18 protein-coding genes are annotated in these 25396 nt (G+C 58.4%); 14 read left to right on the forward strand and 4 right to left on the reverse strand.

Annotated elements, in window-relative coordinates:
- Positions 1 to 6: 6 nt before the first annotated feature.
- Positions 7 to 1119, reverse strand: a complete 1113-nt coding sequence (locus tag ACW9I6_RS01045; protein ID WP_008433355.1) for an efflux RND transporter periplasmic adaptor subunit — start codon at positions 1117 to 1119, stop codon at positions 7 to 9.
- A 104-nt stretch (positions 1120 to 1223) separates the two neighbouring features.
- Positions 1224 to 2759 carry an efflux transporter outer membrane subunit gene (locus tag ACW9I6_RS01050; protein ID WP_256346961.1) on the reverse strand — a complete coding sequence of 512 codons (1536 nt, stop codon included), beginning with the start codon at positions 2757 to 2759 and terminating at the stop codon, positions 1224 to 1226.
- Between the two features lie 409 nt (positions 2760 to 3168).
- Between ACW9I6_RS01050 and ACW9I6_RS01055 the strand changes: the two genes are divergently transcribed.
- The 12 genes from ACW9I6_RS01055 (at position 3169) to ACW9I6_RS01110 (ending at position 19759) form a co-directional block, all read left to right on the forward strand.
- Positions 3169 to 4125 carry an ABC transporter substrate-binding protein gene (locus ACW9I6_RS01055; protein ID WP_177029045.1) on the forward strand — a complete coding sequence of 319 codons (957 nt, stop codon included), beginning with the start codon at positions 3169 to 3171 and terminating at the stop codon, positions 4123 to 4125.
- A 23-nt stretch (positions 4126 to 4148) separates the two neighbouring features.
- Positions 4149 to 5480: an LLM class flavin-dependent oxidoreductase gene (locus ACW9I6_RS01060; protein WP_457338721.1), complete on the forward strand. Its 1332-nt coding sequence runs from the start codon at positions 4149 to 4151 to the stop codon at positions 5478 to 5480.
- A 96-nt stretch (positions 5481 to 5576) separates the two neighbouring features.
- Positions 5577 to 7523: a PAS domain S-box protein gene (locus ACW9I6_RS01065; protein ID WP_457338722.1), complete on the forward strand. Its 1947-nt coding sequence runs from the start codon at positions 5577 to 5579 to the stop codon at positions 7521 to 7523.
- Between the two features lie 32 nt (positions 7524 to 7555).
- Positions 7556 to 8158: a dTMP kinase gene (locus ACW9I6_RS01070; RefSeq protein ID WP_043224595.1), complete on the forward strand. Its 603-nt coding sequence runs from the start codon at positions 7556 to 7558 to the stop codon at positions 8156 to 8158.
- Positions 8159 to 8617: 459 nt separating this feature from the next.
- A complete protein-coding gene (locus ACW9I6_RS01075; RefSeq protein WP_003217709.1) occupies positions 8618 to 9151 on the forward strand; it encodes a fimbrial protein in 534 nt (177 codons plus the stop codon).
- Between the two features lie 63 nt (positions 9152 to 9214).
- Positions 9215 to 9958 (forward strand): fimbrial biogenesis chaperone, encoded by a 744-nt coding sequence (locus tag ACW9I6_RS01080; protein ID WP_003217707.1) that lies wholly within the window; start codon positions 9215 to 9217, stop codon positions 9956 to 9958.
- Positions 9959 to 10116: 158 nt separating this feature from the next.
- Positions 10117 to 12600 carry a fimbria/pilus outer membrane usher protein gene (locus ACW9I6_RS01085; RefSeq protein WP_457338723.1) on the forward strand — a complete coding sequence of 828 codons (2484 nt, stop codon included), beginning with the start codon at positions 10117 to 10119 and terminating at the stop codon, positions 12598 to 12600.
- A gap of 64 nt (positions 12601 to 12664) precedes the next feature.
- On the forward strand, positions 12665 to 13804 hold the full coding sequence (locus tag ACW9I6_RS01090; protein WP_043224613.1) for a fimbrial protein: 1140 nt from the start codon (positions 12665 to 12667) through the stop codon (positions 13802 to 13804).
- Between the two features lie 178 nt (positions 13805 to 13982).
- On the forward strand, positions 13983 to 15341 hold the full coding sequence (locus tag ACW9I6_RS01095; protein WP_301051142.1) for an EAL domain-containing response regulator: 1359 nt from the start codon (positions 13983 to 13985) through the stop codon (positions 15339 to 15341).
- 128 nt (positions 15342 to 15469) lie between these two features.
- A complete protein-coding gene (locus tag ACW9I6_RS01100) occupies positions 15470 to 16135 on the forward strand; it encodes a response regulator transcription factor (protein ID WP_003217698.1) in 666 nt (221 codons plus the stop codon).
- Positions 16132 to 18564: an ATP-binding protein gene (locus ACW9I6_RS01105; RefSeq protein WP_177067759.1), complete on the forward strand. Its 2433-nt coding sequence runs from the start codon at positions 16132 to 16134 to the stop codon at positions 18562 to 18564. Before ACW9I6_RS01100 ends, ACW9I6_RS01105 begins: the two co-directional genes overlap by 4 nt.
- Positions 18554 to 19759: an MFS transporter gene (locus ACW9I6_RS01110; protein ID WP_003217693.1), complete on the forward strand. Its 1206-nt coding sequence runs from the start codon at positions 18554 to 18556 to the stop codon at positions 19757 to 19759. Before ACW9I6_RS01105 ends, ACW9I6_RS01110 begins: the two co-directional genes overlap by 11 nt.
- A gap of 28 nt (positions 19760 to 19787) precedes the next feature.
- On the opposite strand, the gene ACW9I6_RS01115 is transcribed toward ACW9I6_RS01110, so the two are convergent.
- Entirely contained in the window at positions 19788 to 20156 is a 369-nt protein-coding gene (locus ACW9I6_RS01115; RefSeq protein ID WP_052024243.1) for a hypothetical protein, read from the reverse strand.
- 352 nt (positions 20157 to 20508) lie between these two features.
- Complete coding sequence (locus ACW9I6_RS01120; protein ID WP_457338724.1) at positions 20509 to 21642, reverse strand: FAD-dependent oxidoreductase; 1134 nt, start codon at positions 21640 to 21642, stop codon at positions 20509 to 20511.
- Between the two features lie 140 nt (positions 21643 to 21782).
- Here ACW9I6_RS01120 and valS point away from each other — a divergent pair, with 140 nt between their 5' ends.
- A complete protein-coding gene (valS, locus tag ACW9I6_RS01125; RefSeq protein WP_457338725.1) occupies positions 21783 to 24350 on the forward strand; it encodes a valine--tRNA ligase in 2568 nt (855 codons plus the stop codon).
- 202 nt (positions 24351 to 24552) lie between these two features.
- Positions 24553 to 25395 (forward strand): oxidoreductase, encoded by an 843-nt coding sequence (locus ACW9I6_RS01130; protein WP_003217687.1) that lies wholly within the window; start codon positions 24553 to 24555, stop codon positions 25393 to 25395.
- Position 25396: the final 1 nt, after the last annotated feature.

Genomic DNA, 25396 nt, shown 5'->3' on the forward strand with positions numbered 1-25396 from the left:
ACACCTTTAGTGTTCTTGGGGAGTCGGCGCAGGATCGTTCAGCGGCGCGGCGCTGTTATCGACCTTCACCGGCGAGCCATTCTTGAGCTTCATCTGGCCGCTGGTGATCAGCAGGTCGCCTTCCTTCACGCCCGACAGGATCGCCACCTGATCGCCCCGGGTCGGTCCGGTCTTGATAAAGGTCTGTTGCGCGGTGAGGACTTCCTCCCCCTTGTCGTTTTTGCTCGATGTGGCAATGAATACCGTGGTGCCGTAAGGGTTGTAGGTCACCGATGTCTGCGGGACGGTGAGGTAGCGCTGCGTCGCACCGGAGTTGACCACGGCGCGGGCAAACATCCCGGGCACCAGGTTCTGTTTGGGGTTGTCGACGGTGGCTTCCACGGTGACATTGCGCGTGGTGGCGTCGAACTGGGTGTCGATGGTGCTGATCTTGCCGGTGAAGGTTTGATTGGACAGGCCGTCGGCCGTTACCGAAACCCCTTGGCCGATGGCGATGGCCTCCATTTGAGTCTGGGGCACCGTGAAGTCGATGTAGATCGGATCGAAGGTTTGCAGCGTGGCGATCTTGTCGCCGGGGTTGAGGTATTGGCCAGGGTTGACGCTGGTGATGCCGATGCGCCCGGCAAACGGTGCGCGGATGGTTTTTTTCGCCACCAGCGCGCGCTGTTGTTCGGCGGCGGCGAGCTTGGCTTTGAGGTCGGCGGTGTCAGTGTCCACTTGTGCCTGGGAGATGGCGTTAACCGCCAGTTGCGCTTTGTCACGCTTGAGGACGATCACCGCCAGGTCGGCCGTGGCCTCAAGGGAATGCAGTTGCGCGATGTCCGAGTCGGCATTCAGTTGGACGAGCAGCGCCTGGGCCGCCACTTCTTGCCCGGGCGTGAAGCCGATGGTGCGCACGATGCCGCCCACTTCAGTGGTCACATCCACCCCCCTGACCGCTTTCATTGAGCCCACGGCGCTGACATTCGGTTGCCAATCACTGAACGGCACCTTCATGGCCGTGACCACGGAGGCGGGCAGGGGCATTTTCGACTGGGCGATCAGCGCCGAAATCTGCACGAACTTCACCCCGGCAATGATCGCCACAATCACCAGCACCACCACGATCATGATGATCATCGGCCGCCACAGTCGGCGCTTGCGCGGTGCGCCGGGCTCGGTGGGCAGGGGAGAGGCGGTTATGACGTCAGCCATGGATGTTCTCGCTGTTTCAAGAGTTCAGTTCAGTTGAACCGTGCCGAATCGGCAGGCGCTGCCTCGTTCCTGGCCGGCATGATCTCGTTCCACGAAGGCAGGCCGAACCGATCAGGCCGGCCCTTGGTGGCAGGGTCCACATCGGTACGGTTCCACCATCCGCCACCCAATGCCTGGAAGAGCGCGGTGGTGTCGCTGTAGCGGGAGGCCTGCGCCCTGACCCGGGCCAGCACGGTGTTCTGGTAGGTTTGCTGGGCCGTGAGCAGGTTGATGTACGCCACGGCACCGAGCTTGAACTGCGCCTGCACCAGGTCCAGGTTGGCTTGGGCAGAGCGCTCGGCCACCACCTGCTGGTTGAGCGCATCGGCATCCGCCTCCAGCGCCCGCAGTGCGTTGGCCACGTCCTGGAACGCGCCGATCACCGTGCCACGGTAGCGGGCTGCCGACTCGTCATAGGCGGCCACGGCAGCGCGTTTGCGATGTTCGAGTGCGCCGGCATCAAAGATCGGTTGGGTGATCGACCCGGCTAGGCTCCAGACCCCACTGCCCGCCGAAAACAATTTGGTCCCGCTGGCCACCGTGGAGCCCACCGACCCGGTAATGCTGAACTGGGGCAACTGATTGGCGACGGCCACGCCGATATTGGCACTGGCCTGATGCAGTTGCGCCTGCGCGGAACGCACATCGGGCCGCTGGCCAACGATGGCCGAAGGCAGGCTGAGCGGCAGTTCTTCGGGCAGGTGCAGGGAGGCGAGGTTGAAGCGCTCGTCCCGGTCCTGGTTGGGAAACCGGCCGAGGTAGGCCATCAACTGGTTGCGGGTCTGGGCGAACTGCTTTTGCAGGGGCGGCAAGGTGGCACGGGTTTGCGCCAGCGCGGTCTGCTGTGTGAGCACGTCGGAGTCGCCGATCGCACCCAGCCGGCGCTGCGCCTGCAGGACGTCGAGCTGATCACTCTGTAGCCGAATGATGGTTTCGGTGGCGGCGATCTGGTCGCGTATAGAGGCGAGGCTGACTGCGGTGTTCACCACATTGGAGGTCAAGGTGAGGTAGGTCGCCTCCAACTGGAAGCGTTCGTACTCGGCCTGGGCCGAGGTGGATTCAATTTGCCGGCGCGTGCCGCCGAATACATCCGGGGCGTAGGACACGCTCAGCGACGCCGAACTCACCGTGAGAATCGGCGACTCCGGCAGGCCCGAGGTGACGCCCGATACTTTCTCGCGGGCCTTCTGCACGTTGGCGCTCACCGAGGGAAACAGCGACGCCTGGTCGGCATAGACCAGCTCGTTGGCCTGGCGCAATGCCGCCTGCGCGGCGGTGACATCCGGGTTGGCGCGCAAGGCTTCCTCCACCAGCGCGTTCAGTTCCGGTGAGCGGAACAGCGTCCACCATTGCCCGGGAATATCCATCCCGGCGATCAACCGCTGCGCCGCACCGCCGGTGTCGATATCGGCCTTGGTGGTGGAGGTGAGTTTTTCTCGTGAATAATCGGCGTTCGCCGGCACCTCAGGGCGCGCGAAATCGGGCCCGACGGTGCATCCGGCGAGGGCGATGCACAGCAGGCTCAAGGGAGCCAGAAGGTGGGGTGGTCGAAAAAGGGCGCGGCTGTGCGCCACTGGTTGCGGTGCCGATGCAAGCTGCCGAGGCTGCTCTTTCATATTTACTCTGATTAATCAGTTGGTTAACTGCTTTATTTGTTGAGCAATGAGTGCGCGGGCATCGGGCCATACGGCTGAAAAAATGGCGCGAGAGTCGCCGAATTCAAATCAGTGTAGGTGGTGCAGGCGGGTACGCAATGTCCGTGCGCGCCGACCACCCACAAAAATGCATTTAACGCATTAATATCGAATTAGGTTATGCGTTATAAGTATTTTACATGCGGCCGTCAGCCCCTCATCGTAGCCCTCCCTACGAACACTGCCGAGACCGCACGCGCGGATCGACTTTCAATGCTTGAGAAGGCATCTGGAGACGAACGTGCGTTACCTGACAAAACTGGCGGCCGGGTTGGCCGCCACGCTGCTGTGCCTGACCGCGAACGCGCAAACGCTGGTGGTCGGAGACCAAAGCTACAACGCCCAGGCCGTGATGGAAGCGGCGGGGGTGCTGGATGATCTGCCCTATACCCTTGAATGGAAGCAATTCACCGCCGGGTCTCCCGTGGCGGAAGCCCTCAATACCAACAGCCTCGACATCGGCCTGCTCGGCGATGCGCCCGTGCTGTTCCTCGGTGCACTCGGCGCACCGATCAAGGTGATTGCCATCAGCCGGCAAAACCTCGAGGGCGTGGCCATTCTGGTGAAAAAGGATTCCTCGATCCACAGCCTTGCGGACCTCAAAGGCAAGCGCGCCGCCATCTGGAAAGGCTCCTGGAGCCAGCAACTGCTGCTGACCGCACTGGATAAGGCGGGCGTGCCGAAAGAGGCCCTGGAGTTGCGCTACCTCAGTGCACTGGATGCTTCCCACGCACTGGAAGGCGGTTCGGTCGACGTCATCGCCACCTGGGAACCCTACGTCACCCAACAGGAACGCCAGGGCGCACGGGTATTGGCGACCGCAGACGGGCTGATCCCGGCCCAGAGTTTCGTCGCCGCCAGCACCAGGGCCGTCGATAACAAGCGTGCGCAAATCAGCGATTTTCTCCAACGCCTGAAGAAAGCCCGTGACTGGACGCGCCAAAGCCCGGCCAACGCCGATGCGTATGCAGATGCCTGGGCCAAGCGCACCCGCGCAGATGCCGACATTGCCCGCGCCTGGTTTGCCCGGGCACGCACGACGGTCGAACCGGTGACAGCCCAGTCGCCTGTAGAAGCACAAAAGACCGTGGACTTTTTCGCAAGCCAGGGACTGGTCAAGTCTTACCCGGCAGCCAAGCTGTTCGACGACTCCTTCGCGGCGTCCTTGCAGCCAGCCGTCGCCAGAACCCAGCCCTGAACGCTTCCAGGAATACGTTGGACATGACCAAAAGACAGCTCAAACTAGGCGCCCTGACCATGGGCTGCGGCGGGCCCGGCCGCCACAATCTGTGGCTCGACCCGCAATTGCCGGCCGATGCCAGCGTCAACGTCGACTGGTACGTCGACATTGCACGCCAGGCCGAGGCGGCATTGTTCGACTTGATGTTCATCGTCGACAGCCAATTCATCACACCGGGTTCGCCATCCCACTACCTGAACCGGCTGGAGCCGCTGACGCTGTTATCGGCACTTGCCGTAAGCACCCGGCACCTGGGCCTGGTCGGTACGCTGACGACCTCTTACAACTCGCCCTATAACGTCGCGCGGCGCCTGGCCTCACTCGACCTGATCAGCAAAGGCCGCGCCGGCTGGAACGTGGTCACCAGCGGCGACGCCGGTACCGCCGGCAACTACAGCCGCGACGAACATTATGACTACGACACCCGCTATGGCCGGGCGGCCGAACACGTCCAGGTCGTGCAGGGCCTGTGGAACTCCTATGAGGAAGAGGCCTTCGTGCGTGACCGCGCCACCGGCCGGTTTCTCGACCCCGCCAAACTCCACAGCCTGAATCACAAGGGCGAGCACTTTTCCGTGGTCGGGCCGCTGAATATCCAGCGCTCACTCCAGGGCCAACCGGTGATCTTCCAGGCTGGCGATTCGGAACAAGGCCGCGACCTCGGCGCGGCCACGGCCGATGTGATCTTTACCCATGCGGCCAGCATCGAGCAGGGCCAGGCTTTTTATCGGGATATCAAGGGCAGGGCGCTGCAACATGGCCGTGACCCGGAGCAATTGCTGGTGATGCCCGGCGCCGAGATTTATGTAGGCGATACCGATGAACAGGCGCGTGAAATCGAGCGGCACTACCATCAGGCCGACCACAGTTTTGAGCTGGCGCTGAAGGAGTTCGGACGCAATTTCGGCTGGCATGATTTCAGCCAGTACGACCTTGATGCGCCGTTCCCGCAGGAGAGCCTGGAGGCGGCACGCAGCAGCTTTTTTACCGCGGCCAAACGCATTGCCGATCAGGCACGGGAGAAAGGTTTTACATTGCGCCAGGCGGTGGAGTTTGGACGGCAACTGCGCCCGGGGGCGTTTGTCGGATCGGCGGATACCGTCGCTCGGAAAATGGCTGACTGGCTTGAAGCCCGCGCGGTGGATGGTTTCAATATCTACATCGGCCATCCGGAGCAGTTCAAGCGCTTCACGCACGAGGTCATCCCGTTGTTGCAGGAGCGCGGCGTGTATCGCACGGCTTATGAAGGTACGACCTTGCGGGAAAGCCTGGGATTGAAGATTCCACGGTTTGCGCGCAACGGCGGCGGTTGACTCAAAAAAACTGTCCAGATGAATAAATTGGTGGGCCGGGGATTTTTTTAGACATACTGAGGGCTCAAGCCACTCATTTGTCCCGAGACTTTCCTGATGCCATCCCATCCTGCACAAGGGCCTTTCAATCAGGACGACCGGTATCGACTGCTCGTCGACGCAGTGGTCGACTATGCCATCTATATGCTTGATACGAACGGCTTGATTCGCAGTTGGAACTCCGGGGCGAGAAAGATCAAGCAGTACGAACAGAGTGAAGTGCTGGGCAGGCATTTTTCGCTGTTCTACACCCCGGAAGACCTGGCCTCGGACTTGCCGGGCCGGGCACTCAAGAGCGCCGAGCAGTCAGGGCGCTTCGAGGGCGAAGGTTGGCGCATCCGCAAGGATGGGACTCGTCTCTGGGCACTGGTGATCATCGACCCGATACGCGCCGACGACGGCACGTTGATTGGCTTCGCCAAGGTCACACGGGACCTGACCGAGCGTAAGGCCGCGGAGCAGGCGCTGCGCCAGAGCGAGCAGCAATTCAGCCTGCTGGTGCAAGGCGTCACCGACTACGCGCTGTATATGCTGGACCCCAACGGCGTGATCACCACCTGGAACGCCGGCGCCCAGCGCATCAAGGGTTATCAGCCGGCAGAAGTCATCGGCAGGCATTACTCCATGTTCTTCCAGCGTGAGGACGTAGACCACAACGTCCCGCAGCGCGCCCTTGAAACGGTGCTCAGGGAAGGTCGTTACGAAGGGCAGGGCTGGCGCCTGCGCAAGGACGGTACGGGATTCCTCGCCCATGTGGTTATCGACCCGATCAAGAATGAACTGGGTGAGCTGGTGGGGTTTGCGAAGATCACCCGGGACGTTACCGAAAGCGTGCAGGCTCAACAGGAGATCAAGGAAACCCGAGAGGCGTTATTCCAATCCCAGAAAATGGAGTCCCTGGGCCAGCTCACCGGCGGCATCGCCCATGACTTCAACAACCTCCTGATGGTGATTCTGGGGAGTCTTGAACTCGCCAAGAAGCGTGTCCCGCAGGACTCGAGAACCTGCGCCTTACTGAATAATGCCATCGCGGGCGCCCAGCGGGGCGCAACGCTGACTCAGCGCATGCTGGCCTTTGCCCGTCGCCAGGAGCTTGATCCTCAGCCTGTGGATGTGGGCGATCTGATCCGCAACATGTCAGACCTGCTGTCCCGCATGTTGGGCGCAGGCATCAACGTCGACACACAGTTCCCCTTGATCCTGCGGCCGGTATTGGTCGACATGAGCCAACTGGAAATGGCCGTCATGAACCTGGTGATCAACGCCCGGGACGCAATGGAAGGTCGGGGCAGGATCCTGATTTCAGCGCGGGAGGATGCGTTTCCCGGCGGGACGAATGACTCGCAAAGGCTGATTTGCATCTCTGTCATCGACACCGGCCCCGGGATGAATGACGCGACCTTGCAACGGGCCATGGAGCCGTTCTTCACCACCAAGGGAGCGGGAAAAGGCACCGGGCTTGGGCTTTCGATGGTGCATGGCCTGGCGGCACAGTCACAGGGCCACTTTGTGCTGAAGAGCCGGGTAGGAGAGGGCACAACCGCAGAGCTCTGGTTACCGGTGGCGGTGACCGACACCACACAGTCTGCGGCGCTGGCATCAACTGCAGATACACCCGATGCAGCCCATCAGCAATGCCTCGAGATTCTGCTGGTAGATGACGACCCGCTGGTGCTGATCAGCACCGGGGCGATGCTTGAAGACCTGGGCCATCATGTTGTGTCGGCAGGAGACGGGCATGCTGCGTTGGCGTTCCTGGCGCAAGGCGCGTGCTTTGACCTGGTCGTGACAGACATGGCAATGCCGGACATGACCGGGATCGAGCTTGCCGGCAACATCGAGTCGTTGTATCCCAACCTTCCCATCATTCTTTCCTCAGGCTTTGCGGAAATCTCCCTGGACCTCAAGACCACATTGACGCGCTTACCCAAGCCATTTGATCAATCTGCACTGGCCAGGGTGATCGCCGAAACCATGCGCAGCCGGACCGACAAGCCGTGTTGAGCCAGGCGGCTGGCCGTCCGTTGTTTGTTTCCATGGATGGCCCCAAGGGTACTGGCAAAACCACATTGCTGGAGGCCGTAACAAAAGCGCTTAGGGCTGACAACAGAATGGTGATCCGGCTTTGCGAGAGAAAAAGCGATCCCTTCAGAAGTGAAACAATGACCCTCGTTAACAGACTCGCCAGGCATCCCGGCCTGGATCTGGAGTGGGAGGTTTGTGAACGCTTCGCTGATAGCCGCGCGTGGATTTCCCGGCACGTGCTGGCTAGACAGCCACCAGGCAGCATCGTCCTGATCGACCGCTGGTACCCGTCTGATGCCGCGTTTCGCCGGGAAGTCCCGCTGGCAGAAATCCTGCAGTTGAACATTGATCGAAACGTGCAAGTGCCGGACCTGCATATCGGGGTCGTCACTGACCCTGATATTTCATGGGCACGGGCCGCGGCACGCCGGCGTGGGCTGAGCAGTACCGTGATCCACACGCTGGCAGAACATGTCGCCTGTACCCAGGCGTTCGAGCGAGCGGTTGCGGATCACGGCTGGGTGTTATGCCGGAATGAAGGAACCATTGAGGGCGCAACACGGCAGGTGGTTGCCGAAATTTATAACGTCCTTGAGTCCTCACAGCGTGATTGACCCCACCTGCACTTGACAGCCTTACGCGGTTCACCGCGATCAGCTTTTGCGCTTCGCGCACCATGCGCCCGCAGCCAGTCATGCTCAACACGTCAATAACCCTCCAGCCGAAGCTGCGCTGCATGGTCAGGCGCAAGAGTAACGCTCACGCCCGTCAGCCGTGACTCACCTTTTAACTTTATACGTTTCTCTTCCGGCACTTTTATTGTTCGTGCCTATATTTTCGGACCACTCCTAAATACGCCCATCTTGCAGGCCTACATAATCGTTACTCGTTCGGCAGCCACAGCTTTTATAGCGCGAGGCTTGTTAGTTCGACCACTGGGCTAACCGTTTGCAACGGCTGGATCGCTGTTTGGCGAACCGTGGCAAGAGAGACGTTTGGCAACGAGGCGTAATAAAAAAATTAGCCCTTCTGGCTTTTTCCAACTGATGTTTTAGATTCTTAAAAGGCAACTTATGAACCGCACCTTACTTGCTTTCGCAGCGCTTACCTCCACGCTCGCCATGTCGGTCGCACAGGCTAACGATGGCACCATCAACTTCACGGGCGAACTGACTGCTCAAACCTGTACCTCGACCATTAACGGCACTGCCAACGCAGCGACCGTTGCCTTGCCTCGACTCAGCATTGCTTCGCTGGCGACTGCCGGTGCTACTGCAGGCGCTACCAACTTCACGATCGAACTGAGTCGTTGCCAGGGCACGATCGCCACGGCCGCTGCATTCTTTGAAGCTGGCGCAGGCGTTGACTCGGTGACGCGTAACGTTAAAAACGCCACCGGTACCGCCACCAACGTGCAATTCCAGTTGCTCGACTCGGCAGGTCGCGTAATCCGCGCCGGCGATAGCACCCAACTCGCCAACACCGCGCGCACGCCGGTTACCGGCGCCGCCGCTGTACTGCCTTACGCCGTTCAATACGTAGCCAGCGGTGCTTCCACCGCCGGCACGGTCGTAGGCTCGGTGACCTACTCGATCAACTATCAGTAAATGCTGAACTGTCGGCGCACGCTGAAACGAGTCAGGTGCGCTGGCAGGATCGGGAGAAAATGTATGCACGGTCAAAAAGCCTGGTGTCGCTATGCAGTCCTGATGGTGGCCTTGTTCGGGTGTTCCCAGGCGATGTCTTCTGTGGTTATCACCGGGACGAGAGTGGTATACCCGGCGGATAAAAAGGAAGTCACGGTAAAGATCAACAACGAAGGCAGCAACCCGGTATTGGTTCAATCCTGGGTTGATCAAGGCGACCCTGCCTCGACACCCAGTAATTCTTCTGCGCCGTTCGTGATTTCGCCACCTGTTTCGCGGGTCGATCCTGGCAAGGGGCAGAGCTTGCGCCTGATGTTTACCGGCGCGCCATTGTCCGGTGACAAAGAGTCAGTGTTCTGGCTCAACGTGTTGGAGATTCCCGCCAAAGTAACAACTCACGAAGACCAGAATGTTTTGCAAATGGCGTTTCGCTCGCGAATTAAAGTTTTTTATCGTCCCGCCAAGTTGCCGGGTACGCCTGCAGCCGCTGTGGATGCCGTGCAGTTTAAAGTTATCGCGCAGTCGAGCGGAACTTACGCCCTGCAAGCATTTAACCCCACTGCGTTTCATGTATCACAAAGTGATTTGAAACTGATTACCGGCAGTCAGACCGTTTTCAGTGAGCCTGGAATGATTGCACCCGGGGAGACGCAGCTCTTTGCGTTGCCTGATCTGAAATCAATGCCCGCTGCCGGGGCGGAAGTTGAATACAGCGCCATCAATGATTACGGCGCGTTGGTCCCGGTTCGAAAGCCTGTCACGCCCTAGCTATACCAGGCCTCAGTTACTTCCCCCTTCTGCTGTTCAGGTAATTTATGAACCCGCTTTTTGATCTGCGCATTTGCCGCAGGGATTTTCCCTGCGCTGACGCCCGCCTTTCCAAAGTTTGGGGGGGGCGAATTACCCTGATCTGTAGCGCATTATTGATGCCCCAGGCGATGGCTGAGGAGGTGCAGTTCAACGATGCCTTTCTACCGGTCGGTTCAAGCGGGATTGACCTGGAGTTATACCAGAGCGGTAATCCGGTCATGTCTGGTGAGTACCGAGCCGATATCCTGGTGAACTCGAGCCTCAGCGGCCGGGAGGATATTCGCATCGTTTCCGACAAGCAGGGCAAGAAGCCCAGAGTGTGTGTGAACACGCGTTTGCTGGAACTGATTGGCGTAAACGTCGAGACGCTGTCTTCAACGGCGCTCGCCGTGCTGGCGGCGCAGGGGCAGTGCCCCGTCATCAATGAAGTGATTGACGGCGCTACGGCGTTTTTCTCCACTGACACCCAGCAGCTGGACTTCAGTATTCCGCAGGTCGCCATGCGGCGTAACGCGCGTGGGTATGTCAGCCCGGAGCTGTGGGATCGTGGTGTCGGTTCGGCGATGCTTGGCTACGACTTCAACGCCAACCGGAACAAAACCCAGTCCGGGCAGTACGATTCGGCTTACATGGGGCTGAATGCCGGGCTAAACGTGGGTGATTGGCGCCTTCGGCACAACGGATCGTTCAGATGGCAAACCCTGGACGGTGGCAAATACCAACAGATCAATACCTTCGCCCAGCGCGACCTGACCGGTTTGAAAAGCCAGCTGACGGTGGGCGAGTCCAATACCAGCGGTGAAATCTTCGACACCCTGGCTTATCGCGGCGTCGAGGTGGCCAGTGACGACCGAATGTTGCCCGATGCACTGCGCGGCTACGCGCCGGTGGTGCGTGGCATCGCGCGCACAAACGCACGGGTATCCATCAGCCAGGGCGGCAATTTGCTGCTGCAAACCACCGTGTCGCCGGGCGCCTTTGCCATCGAGGATTTGTATGCCACGGGGTATGGCGGCGACCTGCAAGTAACGGTGCTTGAGGCCGATGGCAGCGAGCAATGGTTTATTGTGCCGTACGCCTCGGTCAATCAGTTGCTACGCCCAGGCACTACGCGTTTCAGCCTGACGGTGGGCGAAACCCGCAGTAATTACGTCAATGAACAGGCCAGGCTCGCGCAAGGCACTTACCAGCGCGGCCTGGCTAACTCACTGACTGGTTTCACTGGCGCTCAGGTGAGTGAAGGCTACACGGCCCTGCTCGGCGGTGTTGCGTTCGGCACGCCAATCGGAGCGATGGCGGTTGACGTGACCCAGGCCCGCACAGAGCTGGCGGCGGGTGCCGAACAAGGGCAAAGCATGCGCCTGTCCTACAGCAAAAATATCCAAAGTACCGGCAGCAACTTCTCGCTGGCGGCCTATCGATTCTCCACCAGTGGTTACCTGGACTTTAACAACGCGATGCTTTTTCGGGATGCCGACAAGACCGGCATCGACACGACCACCTTTGGCCGTCCGCGCAATCGTCTCACGTTGTCCGTCGACCAGAGCCTCGACGGCTGGGGTCATTTGTCCCTGAGTGGCTTTACCCAGAACTACTGGAACCAGCCGGGGCGAGACGTGCAATACCAGATGGGTTACAGCAAGCACTTCGGGTACGTCAATTATGGCGTAAACCTCAGCCGCAGCCGCGCCGGTTTCGGTGATATGGAAAACACCCTGTTGTTCACGGTGAGCATGCCGCTGGAGTTTGGCTCGTCTGCCAACGTGCCGCAGCTATCCGCTCGGATGGGACGTGACAGCCAGGGTCACTACAACCAACAGGCAACCGTGAGTGGCAGTGCCGGCGAAGACCGTGAGTACGGTTATAGCCTGACCGCAGGCCGCGAAGGCATGAGCCGCTCCACCAGCACCTCGGTTAACGGCCAATACCAAGGTTCGAAAATGCGCGTCAACGGTAGCCTCAGCCAGGGTGATGGCTACAGCAGTGCCTCGGTGGGCGGCGGCGGCGCCATTGTCGCTCACCCCAACGGGGTGACCTTGACGCCCTTCAGCGGTGAAACCATGGCGGTAATCAACGCGCCCGGTGCGGCCGGTGCAAAGGTGGTGGGGTATCCAGGGTTGCGGCTCGATGGCAAAGGTACGGCGGTCGTCAGTTATTTACAGCCTTATCAACGTAATGAAATCGCGATCGACCCTGAGGGCATTGACGAAGGAGTGGAGTTGAGCGAGACCAGCCAACAGATAGCGCCACGTGCCGGTGCCGTCGTGTCGGTGGATTTCGCTACGGTCAGGGGCGATGCGCTGTTGTTGAGCGTGCGACTGAAGGACCAGAGTCCTTTGCCGTTTGGCGCCAAAGTGATCGATGACGCCGGCAATTCCGCAGGAACCGTGGGGCAGGGTGGGCAGTTGTATGCGCGGGTCAAGGAAGGCACTCAACGCCTGCACGTCAGTTGGGGCGGGCAGGACGATCAGGCTTGCACGCTGAAAGTGCCCGAGGTTAAAGCGCAGGGCCAGTTGTTCAAGGCCAATGCGATGTGCCTGGACGACACGCGACTGACCGAGGTCGATGAGAGCAGCACTCACAAGAGTGCCGGGCGATGAAGTCTGCGGATAAAAAACCGATCAACTTTCTGTTTAGCGTTATCACTGAGGCAAGGTTATGAACATGGCAACTCCATCTGGTGTGTTAGCTGCGGGGTTGCTCCTGTGGGGCTGTAGCCAAACCGCCAGCGCGGCGACAAGCTGCGGGTATGCGACTGCAGTGCGCCCGTTCAACGGCACGATGGCGCTTAACATTGGTAGCTTGTCCGTCCCCAGAGACGCTGCCATCGGTACACGGCTTTATATACAAGAGTTTCACCAAGCGGGCGAAGGGGTCACCTTTTCTTGTACGACTGACCGTACGTCACCGGTGACCACCTACAACGTATTCAGCGTTAATGGTTTGGGCAGTAAAGTTGATTTCAACACTGGAGGCTACGCAGGTAAGGTCTACGCAACTTCAGTGCCCGGTATCGGCGTTTCCTGGTGGTCCGGACAAACTGTCCCCGGAGCGGCGGGGGCAGGTAACAATACATTGCAGATTGTTCCAAGTGGTTGTACGGGGACCGGCAACAGCTGCAAGACCTTACCATTGAAGTTGGGCCCTTTAGCTGCACTGGTCTTGATCAAGACAGGTCCCGTAGGCACCGGTACTATCCGCGCAAGTGATTTCGGCAGGCTGGTGTATTCCACTGTGGTTGAAACCAGTACGGCGTTCTCGATTTCTGAAGTCGGCGTTACTGGCAGCATCAATGTGGTCGCCATGACCTGTAACACACCCAACGTCAACGTACCAATGGGTAGCTATAAAACGTCTGAGTTCAAAGGCGTAGGCTCAGGCACACAGCAGGTGAACTTTAAAATTGACGTCACCAATTGCCCGGGGTTTCCCGGCTATTACGGTAACCCCAGTGCGGGTGCAATACCGGCAGCTTCGCAATCGGCAGTGACCAATATCGGGACGCGGGTTCCCAACACCGTGAGCTTCCGGGTAGACCCGGTGTACACGGCGATTGATGCTGCCAACGGTGTCTTGAGTTTGACGCCCGTTACAGGCGTGGCGACGGGCGTTGGTGTCCAGCTATTCAGCGGCGTATCCGGAGCAGTGCAGCCACTGTCACAGAACCGCGTCCTCAATATTTCACCTGCTGCGGGCACAACCGGGTTCTCGGTCAACCTCTCCGCTCGTTATTTGCAAACCGCCAACACCGTGACGGCCGGTAGCGCAAATGCCGTGGCGAACTACACGCTTATTTATCAGTAGCGAGGTAAGCATTGCCTATTGCTGACGTATGCCCCATCACGACAGGCCGACTCCTAGGCAATAGTCACGGTGACAGCACCTAAAACAGCCAGGGGCGTTTGCTTTTAGTCCCAGTCCTATGTCGGCCGTTTTCTGCGTTCATTAAGGTAGCGCAGTGTCTAACTCCTGGAAAAATGTCGTGAATTCAATCGTTGCCTGCGGGCCCTGTGAACTTGAGCGCCTGCACGTCATAGTGGTGGAGTCTGATATTCCACGGGCAGCGCGTTTATTATCAATATTGCGTTCTTTGGGCATCCATCATCTGAGTGTCGTGTCAGGGCTTCAGGATCTCAGCCTGCAGCTAAGCCAAACGCAGGTGGATGTGTTGGTGACCGAGATTCGTGCGACCAGCAACGATGGGCTGATGTTACCCAGCGCGTTAAAGCAGCACTATGGCTCAGCGTGCAGTTTGCAGGCCCCGCGCATTCTCTGGTTGGCAGACGCCGAACCGTTACTGCCGTTCACCGCGTTGGCGGAACATCACGCGGGTGCAACGTCTGTTCGGGGGCAGGGTATATCCATCAAGGCGCTCGATGCTCACGCTCAGCTGGCATGCGCCGCCGGTTTCGTCGCAACAACCCTGTATTCCTTCAGTGCCAAGGCGATGAGTGATGCGCTGCACGGGCTTTTTGCGATGCCGAAGATAGCTCATCGGCCATTACCCGCCAGAAATGATGTACCGAGTGAAGACGACGTGATTATTGCGCTCGCTACGGGGGAAGGGCTGCGCGTGGTATTCCAGCCGCAGCATGATTTGCGCACGGGAGAGATCGTGGCTGCTGAGGCGCTGGTACGCTGGCGCCACCCTGAGCATGGGGATATTTCACCTGTGGTACTGATCCCTTTGGTGAACAAACTGGGCTTGCATTTGCTGTTGTTCAGTTTTGTAAAGGCTAGGGTGCTTGAGGTGTTGTGTTCCTTGCAAAGCATGCGCCTGGAGATCCCGATCTCAGTCAATGCTTCGGTCGATACCCTTTGCACCACGGGGTTTTCAGCACGCCTGGCCGATCGGATGATGCGCGCGGGCTTGCCCAATCACTTGCTGAAGATTGAACTCACCGAGGACATCCCGGTGATGGACGAACTATGCCTGTCGGCGGCGATTAACGCGCTCAAGGTTCGAGGCTTCGGGGTGTCACTTGACGATTTTGGTTCCGGCTCGGCGACGCTCCGCCAAATTGCCAGCATGCCATTCGATGAAGTAAAGATAGACGGCGCGCTGATCCGCGACCTGGACAACAAGTCCACGGCACGTCGTGTGATAGCGACCACGCTAGCATTGGCGCGACGCTTGAACATGACGGTGGTTGCCGAAGGTATCGAAACAGACTCATGCCGAATATTGTTGCGCAGGCTTGGGTGCACGAACGGGCAAGGTTTCGTACTTTCCAGACCAATGGAGGTGCAAGATTTCTTGAGCAGGTTGACGATGGAGAAACACGCGAGCGCACGACTGCTACCTTTGAGCCCTGCACCCGGCGCGCAGAGAAATACCTGATGCACCCGCTTTGGCCACTTTTGATCCGGACCTCGCGAAAACCCGTACGCGCGGCCTAAAAACTGACTAATCTGCTTCCAGTCACACCCGGCAGTCATGCTGTCTCGCGAGCTTGGTATACCCAAATTATGAAACGCCTTCGCATTGCCCTCCTGGACGACCACGCGATTATCCGCCATGGTCTTTCTGCCCACCTCAGTGAAGAGCCACTGTTTGAATTGGTCGGCAACTACGGCTCTACTCGCGAGCTGATGGCTGGAATGCCTAATGCCCCGGCGGACCTCTTGCTGCTTGATTATGGCTTGGGTCCGGATGAGCTGGACGGGGTGTCATTGATTCGAGCGGTCCGTACAAAATTCCCTGACTGCCGTATTTTGGTTTTGTCCGCACACCATGATCCCTCCACCGTTGCGCTTGCATTGCGGGTGGGCGCGCGCGGTTTTGTCGGCAAGGGTGAGGATCTGTCGGCTCTCGTTCGCGCCATTCACGCCGTTGCATCCGGCACGGTCTATTTAAACGCCGAGATGTCGTACAGCGTTGCCGAAGCGACCACGCAAAGCAGTGTCCAACCCACCGATGAGTCGTTTGATGCGTTACAAGCGGCCTCGCTGTCTGCGCGGGAGCAGGAGGTTATTCGCTGTTACCTGGCGGGGATGACGGTCTCGGAAATTGCGGAAAAATTCAACCGCAGTATCAAGACGATCAGCACCCAGAAGACCGCTGCATTTCGCAAGCTGGGTGTGACTTCAAATAACGGCCTGTTCAAGCTCAAAGAAACCCTTGGCTCGCCATGAAGCGTGTTTGGCTCGCAATGTTTGTACTGGCCTTTACCTTGTCTGGCACAGGCGCACAGGCAGATGAGTCGGACACAACACTCCAACTGACCGATGCCGAACGTGCCTGGATTGCCCAGCATCCGACGCTGCGCGTTGCAGTCCTGGAAGGTTTTGGTGCGCTGGAGTACATGCAGGACGCCAAGCTCTCGGGACTGTCGGCCGAATACCTCAATGCGATCTCAAACAAGCTGGGCATTACGTTCAGTTATGTACTGACAGAGGGTGGCAGTACGCGAATCACTCTTTTGCAACAGGGCAAAGTGGACCTGATCTCCACAATGCGGAGCATCGGCCCGACATTGCAGATTCCTGGCCTCGCAATGACTGATCCGTACCACTCCAGTCCTGCCGTCGTGATCTCACGGGCTAAAACACCGTTGATATTTGACCTGGCCCAACTGGAAGGCAAGCGAGTAGCGATCGCAGCCAAGGGGCCGTTTGAGTCCATTCTTGAGGGTACCCTCAAGAACGTCAGCATCATAAAAAGCAATTCAGCGCTGGAAGCCTTGAGGTTGGTTAAAGAGGGGGACGCTGACGCAGTACTCGGTACCGAGACTTACCTGATTCCGTACTTCGACTCGAGGTTCGAGGGTGTGCTGCAGCTGTCCGGAGTGATTGCTTCGATGAATTCCGAGATCCGCATGGCGGTACGTGATGACCAGACGATGCTGCTTTCAATACTGCAAAAGACGTTGGGATCGATATCGTCAGAGAGCGCCTACCATATGCACCAGCATTGGCTGCTCGCCTCGGGATATGGTGCAACGACGAGCTCTAAGTCAATCCTTGAAGACTATTTGCACGAAGTAATCCTCGCAGGCTTGATGCTGGCGATATTACTGGGCCTGGTGCATCAAACCCACCGGCAACGTCGTCGGGCAGTGCGCAGTGAGCGTGAGAAGGCAAAGTTCCTGGCGGTAATGAGCCACGAAATCCGATCGCCTATGAACGCGGTCCTGGCGGCCGTGGAACTGCTGTCCCTGACACGCCTGAATCACGAACAGCGTCATCTCTCCTCATTGGCCAGCAGCGGCGCCAATACACTGCTGACGCTCCTCGATGATGTGCTGGATTTGTCACGGCTCGACGCCGAGCAAATGCTCCTGGAACTGGAGGCTGTAGATCCTGCCGCGCTGGCGAGAGAGGCGGTTGCGCTCTACGGGCTCCGTGCCCAGACCAAGGGTATCGATCTCACCCTGGAAGCGCCCGAGACGATTGGGTACCTGATGCTGGACGAGGGGCGGGTAACGCAGATATTGCATAACCTGATTTCGAATGCGATTAAGTTCACTGAATACGGTTCGGTGCAGGTCAAGGTGGTGGTAAGCGCTACCGACGTCTCTGAGCTGAAGAAGCTCGATATTGTGGTAGTGGATACGGGTATCGGTATTTCTGCACACCTCCAGGAACGCCTGTTCACGCCGTATTCACAGGCGAAACATTCGTACAAACGGTCCGGAGGCACCGGACTTGGCCTGGTGATATGCCGCGAACTGGTTGAGCTGATGGGGGGCACCCTGTCGCTCACCAGCAAGCTGGGGGAGGGCACGATCATGGCGCTTTCCATACTCTCGCAATCAGCGACAGCGCAGATTAACGAGCATGCCGCAGGCGTACAACTCACCCCGGCGCTCTTCACTTCAGCAGAGGTTAACGAGCCGGAGGCGGGCCACGGTTCGCCTGCAATTCTGCGCATACTGTTGGTGGAGGATGCCCGTGCCAACCAGGAAGTGTTGCTGGCACAGCTCCATCAGTTTGGATTCGACGCGGCACTCGCACCCAATGCGGCCCAGGCCGTTTTGCAATTTAAAGAGCAGGTGTTTGACCTGGTATTGCTGGATTGCGACTTGCCCGACAAGGATGGCTACACCGTGGCCACTGAACTGCGGGCCCTTGAGGTTAGCCAGGAACGTGCGCGTTGCCCGATCATTGCGATCTCTGCGTCCACCGGGCATGACCATCTCGAGCGCTGCTTTGAGGTAGATATGGATGGCGTGCTCAGCAAGCCCATTCAGTTGGCCAAGTTGAAGTCCACTATTGAGTCGTGGTGTGACGTTTGCGTTGTGCAAAAGCAGCCTGAGCCAGACAGCCTGGTCAGCCTTGGTCTCAACCAGATCCGAGTGTTGATGCTCGAAGACTTACTTCACTTGCTGGAAGCGGTGATCCAACGTAACTCGGAACTTGCCTTGCACAGAGCCCATCGCCTGCACGGTGCAGCACTTTCAATGGGGTGGATCGACATCGCATTGGCCTTACAAAAGTTTGAAAGCCTGCTGCGCACCAAATCACCGATGGACGAATCACATTGCCGTGCGCACTTGCGAGAGATCATGCAGCAGTGGCGTCAACTTGATCAGGAACTCTCGGCATCCGACTATGAAAGATAAACACTCGGCGGCACTTTGGATGTTCGCGCTACTCGGCCTGTCGTGCCTGTTGGTGTCGGTGGACCGGCGTATTTTTTGGGTGCTGGCCAGCGGTATTCGCCACGACCTCGGGCTGACACAGCGCCAAGTACAAATGGCATCGGAAGCCATCCAGTTCGGCTTGGGGGCAGCGAGTTTCGGCGCTGGTTACCTGTTACGAGTCGTCAACCGTAAGGGATTAGCGGTAGCGGGGCTGTTGATAGCCTCATTGGCAACGGTGTGGACTGCGTATGCCGTGGGATTCCAAGGCATGTTCGCTACGCGGTTAATTGTGGGAGTGGGGATCGCGTTTCATATCCTGGCCATTCTGACAATTGGCATCAATTACTTCCCGCGTCACCGATCCAATGTGGTCGCGGCGGTGTTTTTTTCCATGGGGGCAGGCGCTTTAATTGCTGTGAATTTGGGAACTATTATCGGCGAAGCAACGGACTGGCATGAGACCCTGGTCGCGTTCGGTTTGGCTGGCCTGCCGATTGCGATAGCGATATTTGTGTTTGCAAAACCCTGGTTCAGTGAGGCAGCCGGGCACCTGCGACTGGACAGCTACCAAGTACAACAACCACCGGGCAGCTCAATATGGTCTGGTCGCATTATGTTACTGGGAGTGATGACCGTGTTGTTAAGCCTATGCATTTCCAGCTTTCGCGATAACTACCTTTACCACATCCGTGAAGAGAGTGGCTTTACCTGGCAATTCGGGCAGTTGGCAGTCAGCGCGTACGCTTTTGGAAATCTGTTCGCCTTCTATGGCGCATCAGTATTTAGAAGATATGGCGCGCGCCGAGTACTGATCACCTCGTTTGCGCTGACGGGCATGCTGTCGTTCTTCATCTTTACCATTAGTTGGCAGTACGCATTCGTCCACGTCATGCTTTCAATTCTGCTGGGGGTCTTCCTGGGAGGTATCGCGACGGTTTCGTTGCTGTCAGAGATGATTGATTCCGTTGTTATTGCCCAGCGAGCCCCTGTCATGGGATTCTTTTTCTGCTGCCTGATCACACCTAACGTTTTTTCCAATGGCTTGTGCCAGATAGCAGAGGCTGCAATGGGCTACGCGTTGGCGGGGTTACTTTTAATGTCAGGCAGCGCGTTGATTGCTGCGGTACTCGCAACACGGTTACCAGCGCTGCACAGGAAGCATCGTAGAATTTGAATGAGGTTCGAACGAGGTGTCGAACAATTCAATATTCATCGCTGCAGGCGAGTCGCCAGTCATGCGTGGTGCGACGAAAGTCTTCGGGGGCAGGCACCAAACGGGCCATAAACTGCTCAAGCACCGTGTACTCCGGCAGGCCGTATTTGTAACAAATCGCTCCTCTTACCGAGCACCGCGCCGCGGGACCATTTGAAGGGCAGCTATAGGCGAAAAGGTTACTGATTTCAAACTGTTCGGACGCTGCCAGCTGGCGCTGTCTTAACAAGGGTTCAGCGGCCAACAGTAAATCAAATCTTTTTAACCCGGCAAAACTCAACTTGACGCACTCATCGACTGAAGAACTTGTGGCAATACAGAAGTACCCCATTGTATTTAGCATCTTTTCCAGCTGCATAGATTGCGCGTGAATGCTATCTAGAACCAATATTCGCAAATGTTTATTTATCACGGCTGTCTGCCTCTCAGCGTTGATTCAATAATGAGTCGCTGCCGAGCCTACCGACTAAGTTTTTCGCCGTATTTAGGAGTGCTCTGAAAATAACATCCGGTCTTTGAAACGTTTTATATTATCGAGCTAGTGCGGCTTTCAACTGATGCACCGACCTCCAGGCTTGGCGTTCTTACTGTTATAAGCAAACCTGAAGGATAGGGTGGATATGCTGGGTCATACAGCCTGGCGGTGTTGATCAGGTATGAAGACGAGCGTGATCGCCCCAAGAATCAATGCCTGTGGCCCGCCGGTTGCTTCACCGCTGCGACGCAACCCCGTTGAACATGCTGACCAGGCTATAGGGTGCATCGTCACCAAACAGCAACTCGTGCAGTTCATTCCCCTCGGCAGCCATTTGCGCGCTGCGCGGGAACATGGCCTGTTCGTATTCGCCCAGGGCGGCTTCGACGTCATCAGGGTATGAGGCGATGGCCTTGCCGAGTTCGGCACCATCGTACATGGCCAGGTTGGCACCTTCGCCATTCGGGGCCGCAAGGTGTGCGGCATCACCGATCAGCGTTACGCCCGGCACCCGCTCCCAGCGGTGCTCAACCGGCAGCATAAAGAGCGGGCGCCATACCAGTTCGGTGTCGCTGTCGGTGATCAATGCCGTGAGGGCAGGGGACCAGCCTGCGAATTCCTGCGCGATCCGTGCCGCCGCCGTTGGCGTGTCGGTGAAATCGATGGCGGCAAACCAGCTTTGGGATTCGGTGAGCACTACGTAGGTGTGCAGCGTGGCGCCCGTCTCACGGTGCGCCTGGATCCCTTTTCCCGGTTGAAGTGCGAACATCGCACCGCCACCTACCGCCCTGGAGGTGGCCGGGTGCCGGGCGTCGCTGTCATACAGGTAGGTTTCGATCAACGAGCGGCCCATGTACTCGGGGGCAGCGTCGCTGAGCAGCGGCCGGACCTTTGACCAGGCTCCGTCCGCGCCAACCAGTAGGTGGGTGGCAACGCAAGTACCGTCGGCGAAGGTCACTTCGTGGCGACCCTCGCCGAGGGCGCGCACGCTCTTGACCTTGTGGCCCCAGCGCACAGTACCGGCGGGCAGTGAATCGAGGAGCATCTTGCGCAGCTCGCCACGCATGACCTCGGGACGGCCGCCTGTGCCGTCGTCGGGTTGATCCAACAGAGTGGCACCCTGCCAATCAAGCACCCGAGTCGCCTCGCGACCTTTCAGGATAAGCGCGCGGAACTCGTCCGTCAGGCCCGCTGCCTGCAAGGCCAGTTGGCCGTTGTAGTCGTGGATATCGAGCATCCCGCCTTGGGCGCGTGCGGTTGCCGACGGCTCTGCTTCATAGACGGTGGCGGCAATGCCGTGGACGTACAGCACGCGAGCCAGGATGAGACCGCCCAGGCCAGCACCGATGATTGTGACGGGGGTGTGCATAGGGTACCTGTTGAATGTGAGAAATCTTCCGGACTGTTTTTACGCTATTTTGTGGAAAAAATGGCCTGGTTCAAGGGGTTTACTTTCCGCAGGCGATTGAATATAAAGTTTGCTTCGGCGCACAACCGTTGTTGCGCCCCATGATGTTGACAGGAGGAAGCTATGTCACCGTTAAACGTGATGAAGTTCTAAACGATCAAACCGTCACCCCCTCGCTTGAAAACCTCGAAACACGCTGGTCTCAGCATTGGCAGCTCGAAGGCACGTATGCCTTTGACCACAGCGCCCAACGCGACGCTGTATTCTCCATCGACACGCCGCCACCGACAGCCTCAGGTTCGTTGCACGTTGGCCATGTCTTCAGCTACACCCACACCGATATCATCGCCCGGTTCCAGCGGATGCGCGGCAAGGCTGTGTTCTACCCCATGGGTTGGGACGACAATGGCTTGCCGACCGAACGCAGGGTCGAGAATTTCTACGGCGTACGTTGCGACTCGTTGGCCGCTTACCAGCCTGGCTTCAAACCCTCCGAGTCAATTCCATTAAAACGGGCTGACTTTGACGTCATCAGTCGGCGCAACTTTATCGAGTTGTGCCATGAGCTGACGGCCATCGATGAGCAAGCGTTCCGTGCACTGTTCGTGCAACTGGGCTTGTCCGTTGATTGGAGTCTTTCATACGCCACCATTGATGAACGCTCCCAACGAGCCAGTCAGCGCGCGTTACTGCGTAACTACCAGCGTGGCGAACTTTATAGCCAGGAGGCTCCGTGTCTCTGGGATGTGACGTTCCAGACGGCCGTAGCCCAGGCAGAGCTTGAGGAGCGCGAGGTTGCGGGTGCGTATCACGAGCTCGGCTTCGACGCGGCTGATGGTGCCGAACTGAAGATTGCTACGACTCGACCTGAGTTGCTGATGGCATGCGTGGCGCTGGTGGCTCACCCGGACGACGCTCGTTATCAGGCGAGGTTCGGGCAGACCGTGCGTGCACCGATTTTTGACCTGGACGTTCCGCTGCTGGCCCACCCTTTGGGTGACCCCGGCAAGGGCACCGGGTTGGCGATGGTCTGCACCTTTGGCGATCTAACCGATGTGATTTGGTGGCGGGAGTTGCAGCTGCCCACACGGTCAGTCCTGGGAAAGGACGGGCGCCTGTTACTTGAGACGCCCTCCTGGTTGACGACTCCGCGCAGCCAACAGGCCTACGCAGGCCTGGCCGGCCGTACCCTGTCCCAGGTTCGTACGCAGCTCGTTTCGATGTTGCGTGACTGCGGCGCCATGCGAGATGAACCACGACCGATTAACCACGCGGTAAAGTTCTTCGAGAAAGGCGACCGGCCTTTGGAAATTCTCGCGACGCGGCAATGGTACTTGCGCAATGGCGGACGCGACGCGAACCTGAGGGACGTGTTGCTCGACGCTGGCCAGGCGTTGGACTGGCATCCGCCGCACATGCTCAGGCGTTACGAGCATTGGGTAGGGGGGTTGAATGGAGACTGGCTAATTAGTCGCCAACGTACGTTCGGCGTGCCGATTCCGTTCTGGTATCGCCTGGACGCACAAGGCGAAGCCGAGCATGGCGCTCCGATTATCGCCAGTGAGGCAAGCCTGCCTGTTGATCCGGGCCTGGATACACCGCCTGGGTATCGACCCGAGCAGCGTGGTCAACCCAACGGGTTTATCGGTGAACAAGACATCATGGACACCTGGGCCACCAGTTCCCTGACGCCTCAGATTGCCGGCGGCTGGGGAGAGGACGATGGGTTGTTTGCCAAAATATACCCGATGGACCTCAGGCCCCAAGGTCACGACATAATCCGAACCTGGCTGTTCTCGACACTGGTACGCAGCCATTTTGAACACGGTTGCGCGCCATGGCGCAACGTCGCGCTTTCCGGGTGGATCCTTGATCCTGATCGCAAGAAAATGTCCAAGTCCAAGGGGAATGTGGTCACCCCTCAAGCCTTGCTCGACCAGTATGGAAGTGACGGCGTGCGCTATTGGGCTGCCTCGGCGCGGCTCGGCAGTGACACAGCCTTTGAAGAGCAGCAGATGAAAATCGGCCGCCGCCTGGCCGTCAAGCTGTTCAATCTTTCGAGGTTGGTTCAAGGCTTTGCGAAGGATGACACCGGGGATATCGACCAACCGCTGGATCAAGCCATGCTTGAACGTTTGGGTGGCGTAGTCCAGGACGCTACCGTCGCGCTGGAGGCCTATGACTACAGCGGGGCGTTGTCGCGTATCGAAGGATTCTTCTGGTGGTTTTGCGATGACTACGTCGAATTGGTCAAGCGTCGTGCCTATCGACCCGACGGCTACTCGGCGCGTAATGCATTGGCACATGCGCTGAGCGTGCAGCAGCGACTGTTTGCGCCATTTCTGCCCTTTGTGTGTGAGGAGATCTGGCAATCCTGGAATTGCGGCTCAGTGCACAAGGCGCCCTGGCCGCAAGGGGGCGCTTGCCCTGACGCGGCTGTTGAACAGTTATTGATGAGCCTGAGCAGCGTGCTGTCTGCGATTCGCAAAGCAAAGTCTGACGCCAGCCAATCCATGAAGGCTCCGGTAGCACGTGTTGAGCTGGTCGACAGCGCCGCGCAGCTTGAATTGATAAAAGGCGTCAGCCAAGACCTGATAGAGGCGGGGCAGGTCGAGGCCTTGGTGTTTATAGAGGGCGCGGAGCGGCAGGTCGATGTCTGGCTGACGTAACGTGGAGTGGTGCCGACCGCCTCAGTGACACCCACTGGGGCGGGCCGGACCATGCATCAGCCTGCGTCAATCGAGCCACATCGGGACAATTGAGCGTATGAGCAGAAGCAAATAGGAATAGGCAAGCCTCATAGATGATCCGGCATAGGTCGCCAGCGGTGGCTTGGCTACCATTAGCACTCAGTAACCGAGAGGAATTTCCATGAGCACTCGCAAAACCCTGTTCATCACCGGCATCAGCAGCGGCTTTGGCAAGGCCCTCGCGACCGAGGCACTGGCTGCAGGCCACCGTGTCATTGGTACCGTTCGCAACGAAGCCGCGCTGCAAACGTTCGAGGCATTATCAGCGGAGCGTGCTCATGGCGTGATCCTGGATGTCACCGACTTTGAGCGGATCGACAGCGTCGTTGCCGAGATCGAGACCCGCTACGGCCCGGTGGATGTGCTGGTGAACAACGCAGGTTACGGCCATGAGGGCATTTTCGAAGAGTCGCCGCTGGAAGAAATGCGTCGTCAGTTCGACGTCAACGTGTTCGGCGCCGTTGCCGTGACCAAGGCGTTCGTGCCGTACTTCCGCCAGCGCCGCAGCGGGCACATCATCAACATCACGTCCATGGGCGGCACCATCACGATGCCGGGTATCGCCTACTACTGCGCCAGCAAGTTCGCGCTGGAAGGCATCTCCGACACCCTGAGCAAAGAACTCAAGCCATTCAACATTTTTGTCACCGCCGTGGCGCCAGGCTCATTTCGCACCGATTGGGCCGGCCGCTCGATGCAGCGTACGCCCCGCAGCATTGCCGACTACGATGCCAGCTTTGATCCGGTACGCCAGGCGCGCGAAGCGAAAAGCGGCCACCAACTGGGAGACCCGCAAAAAGCCGCGCAAGCCATGCTGCAGTTGATCGCCAGCGACAACCCACCGGCCCACCTGCTGCTCGGCAGCGATGCCATAGGCTTTGTGCGCGAAAAGCTGACGCAATCCCTGCGTGACATCGACCAATGGGAAGCACTGACACGCTCTACGGATGGTCACGCTTCGTGAA

It is taken from the genome of Pseudomonas sp. SDO5522_S412, from assembly GCF_054071215.1.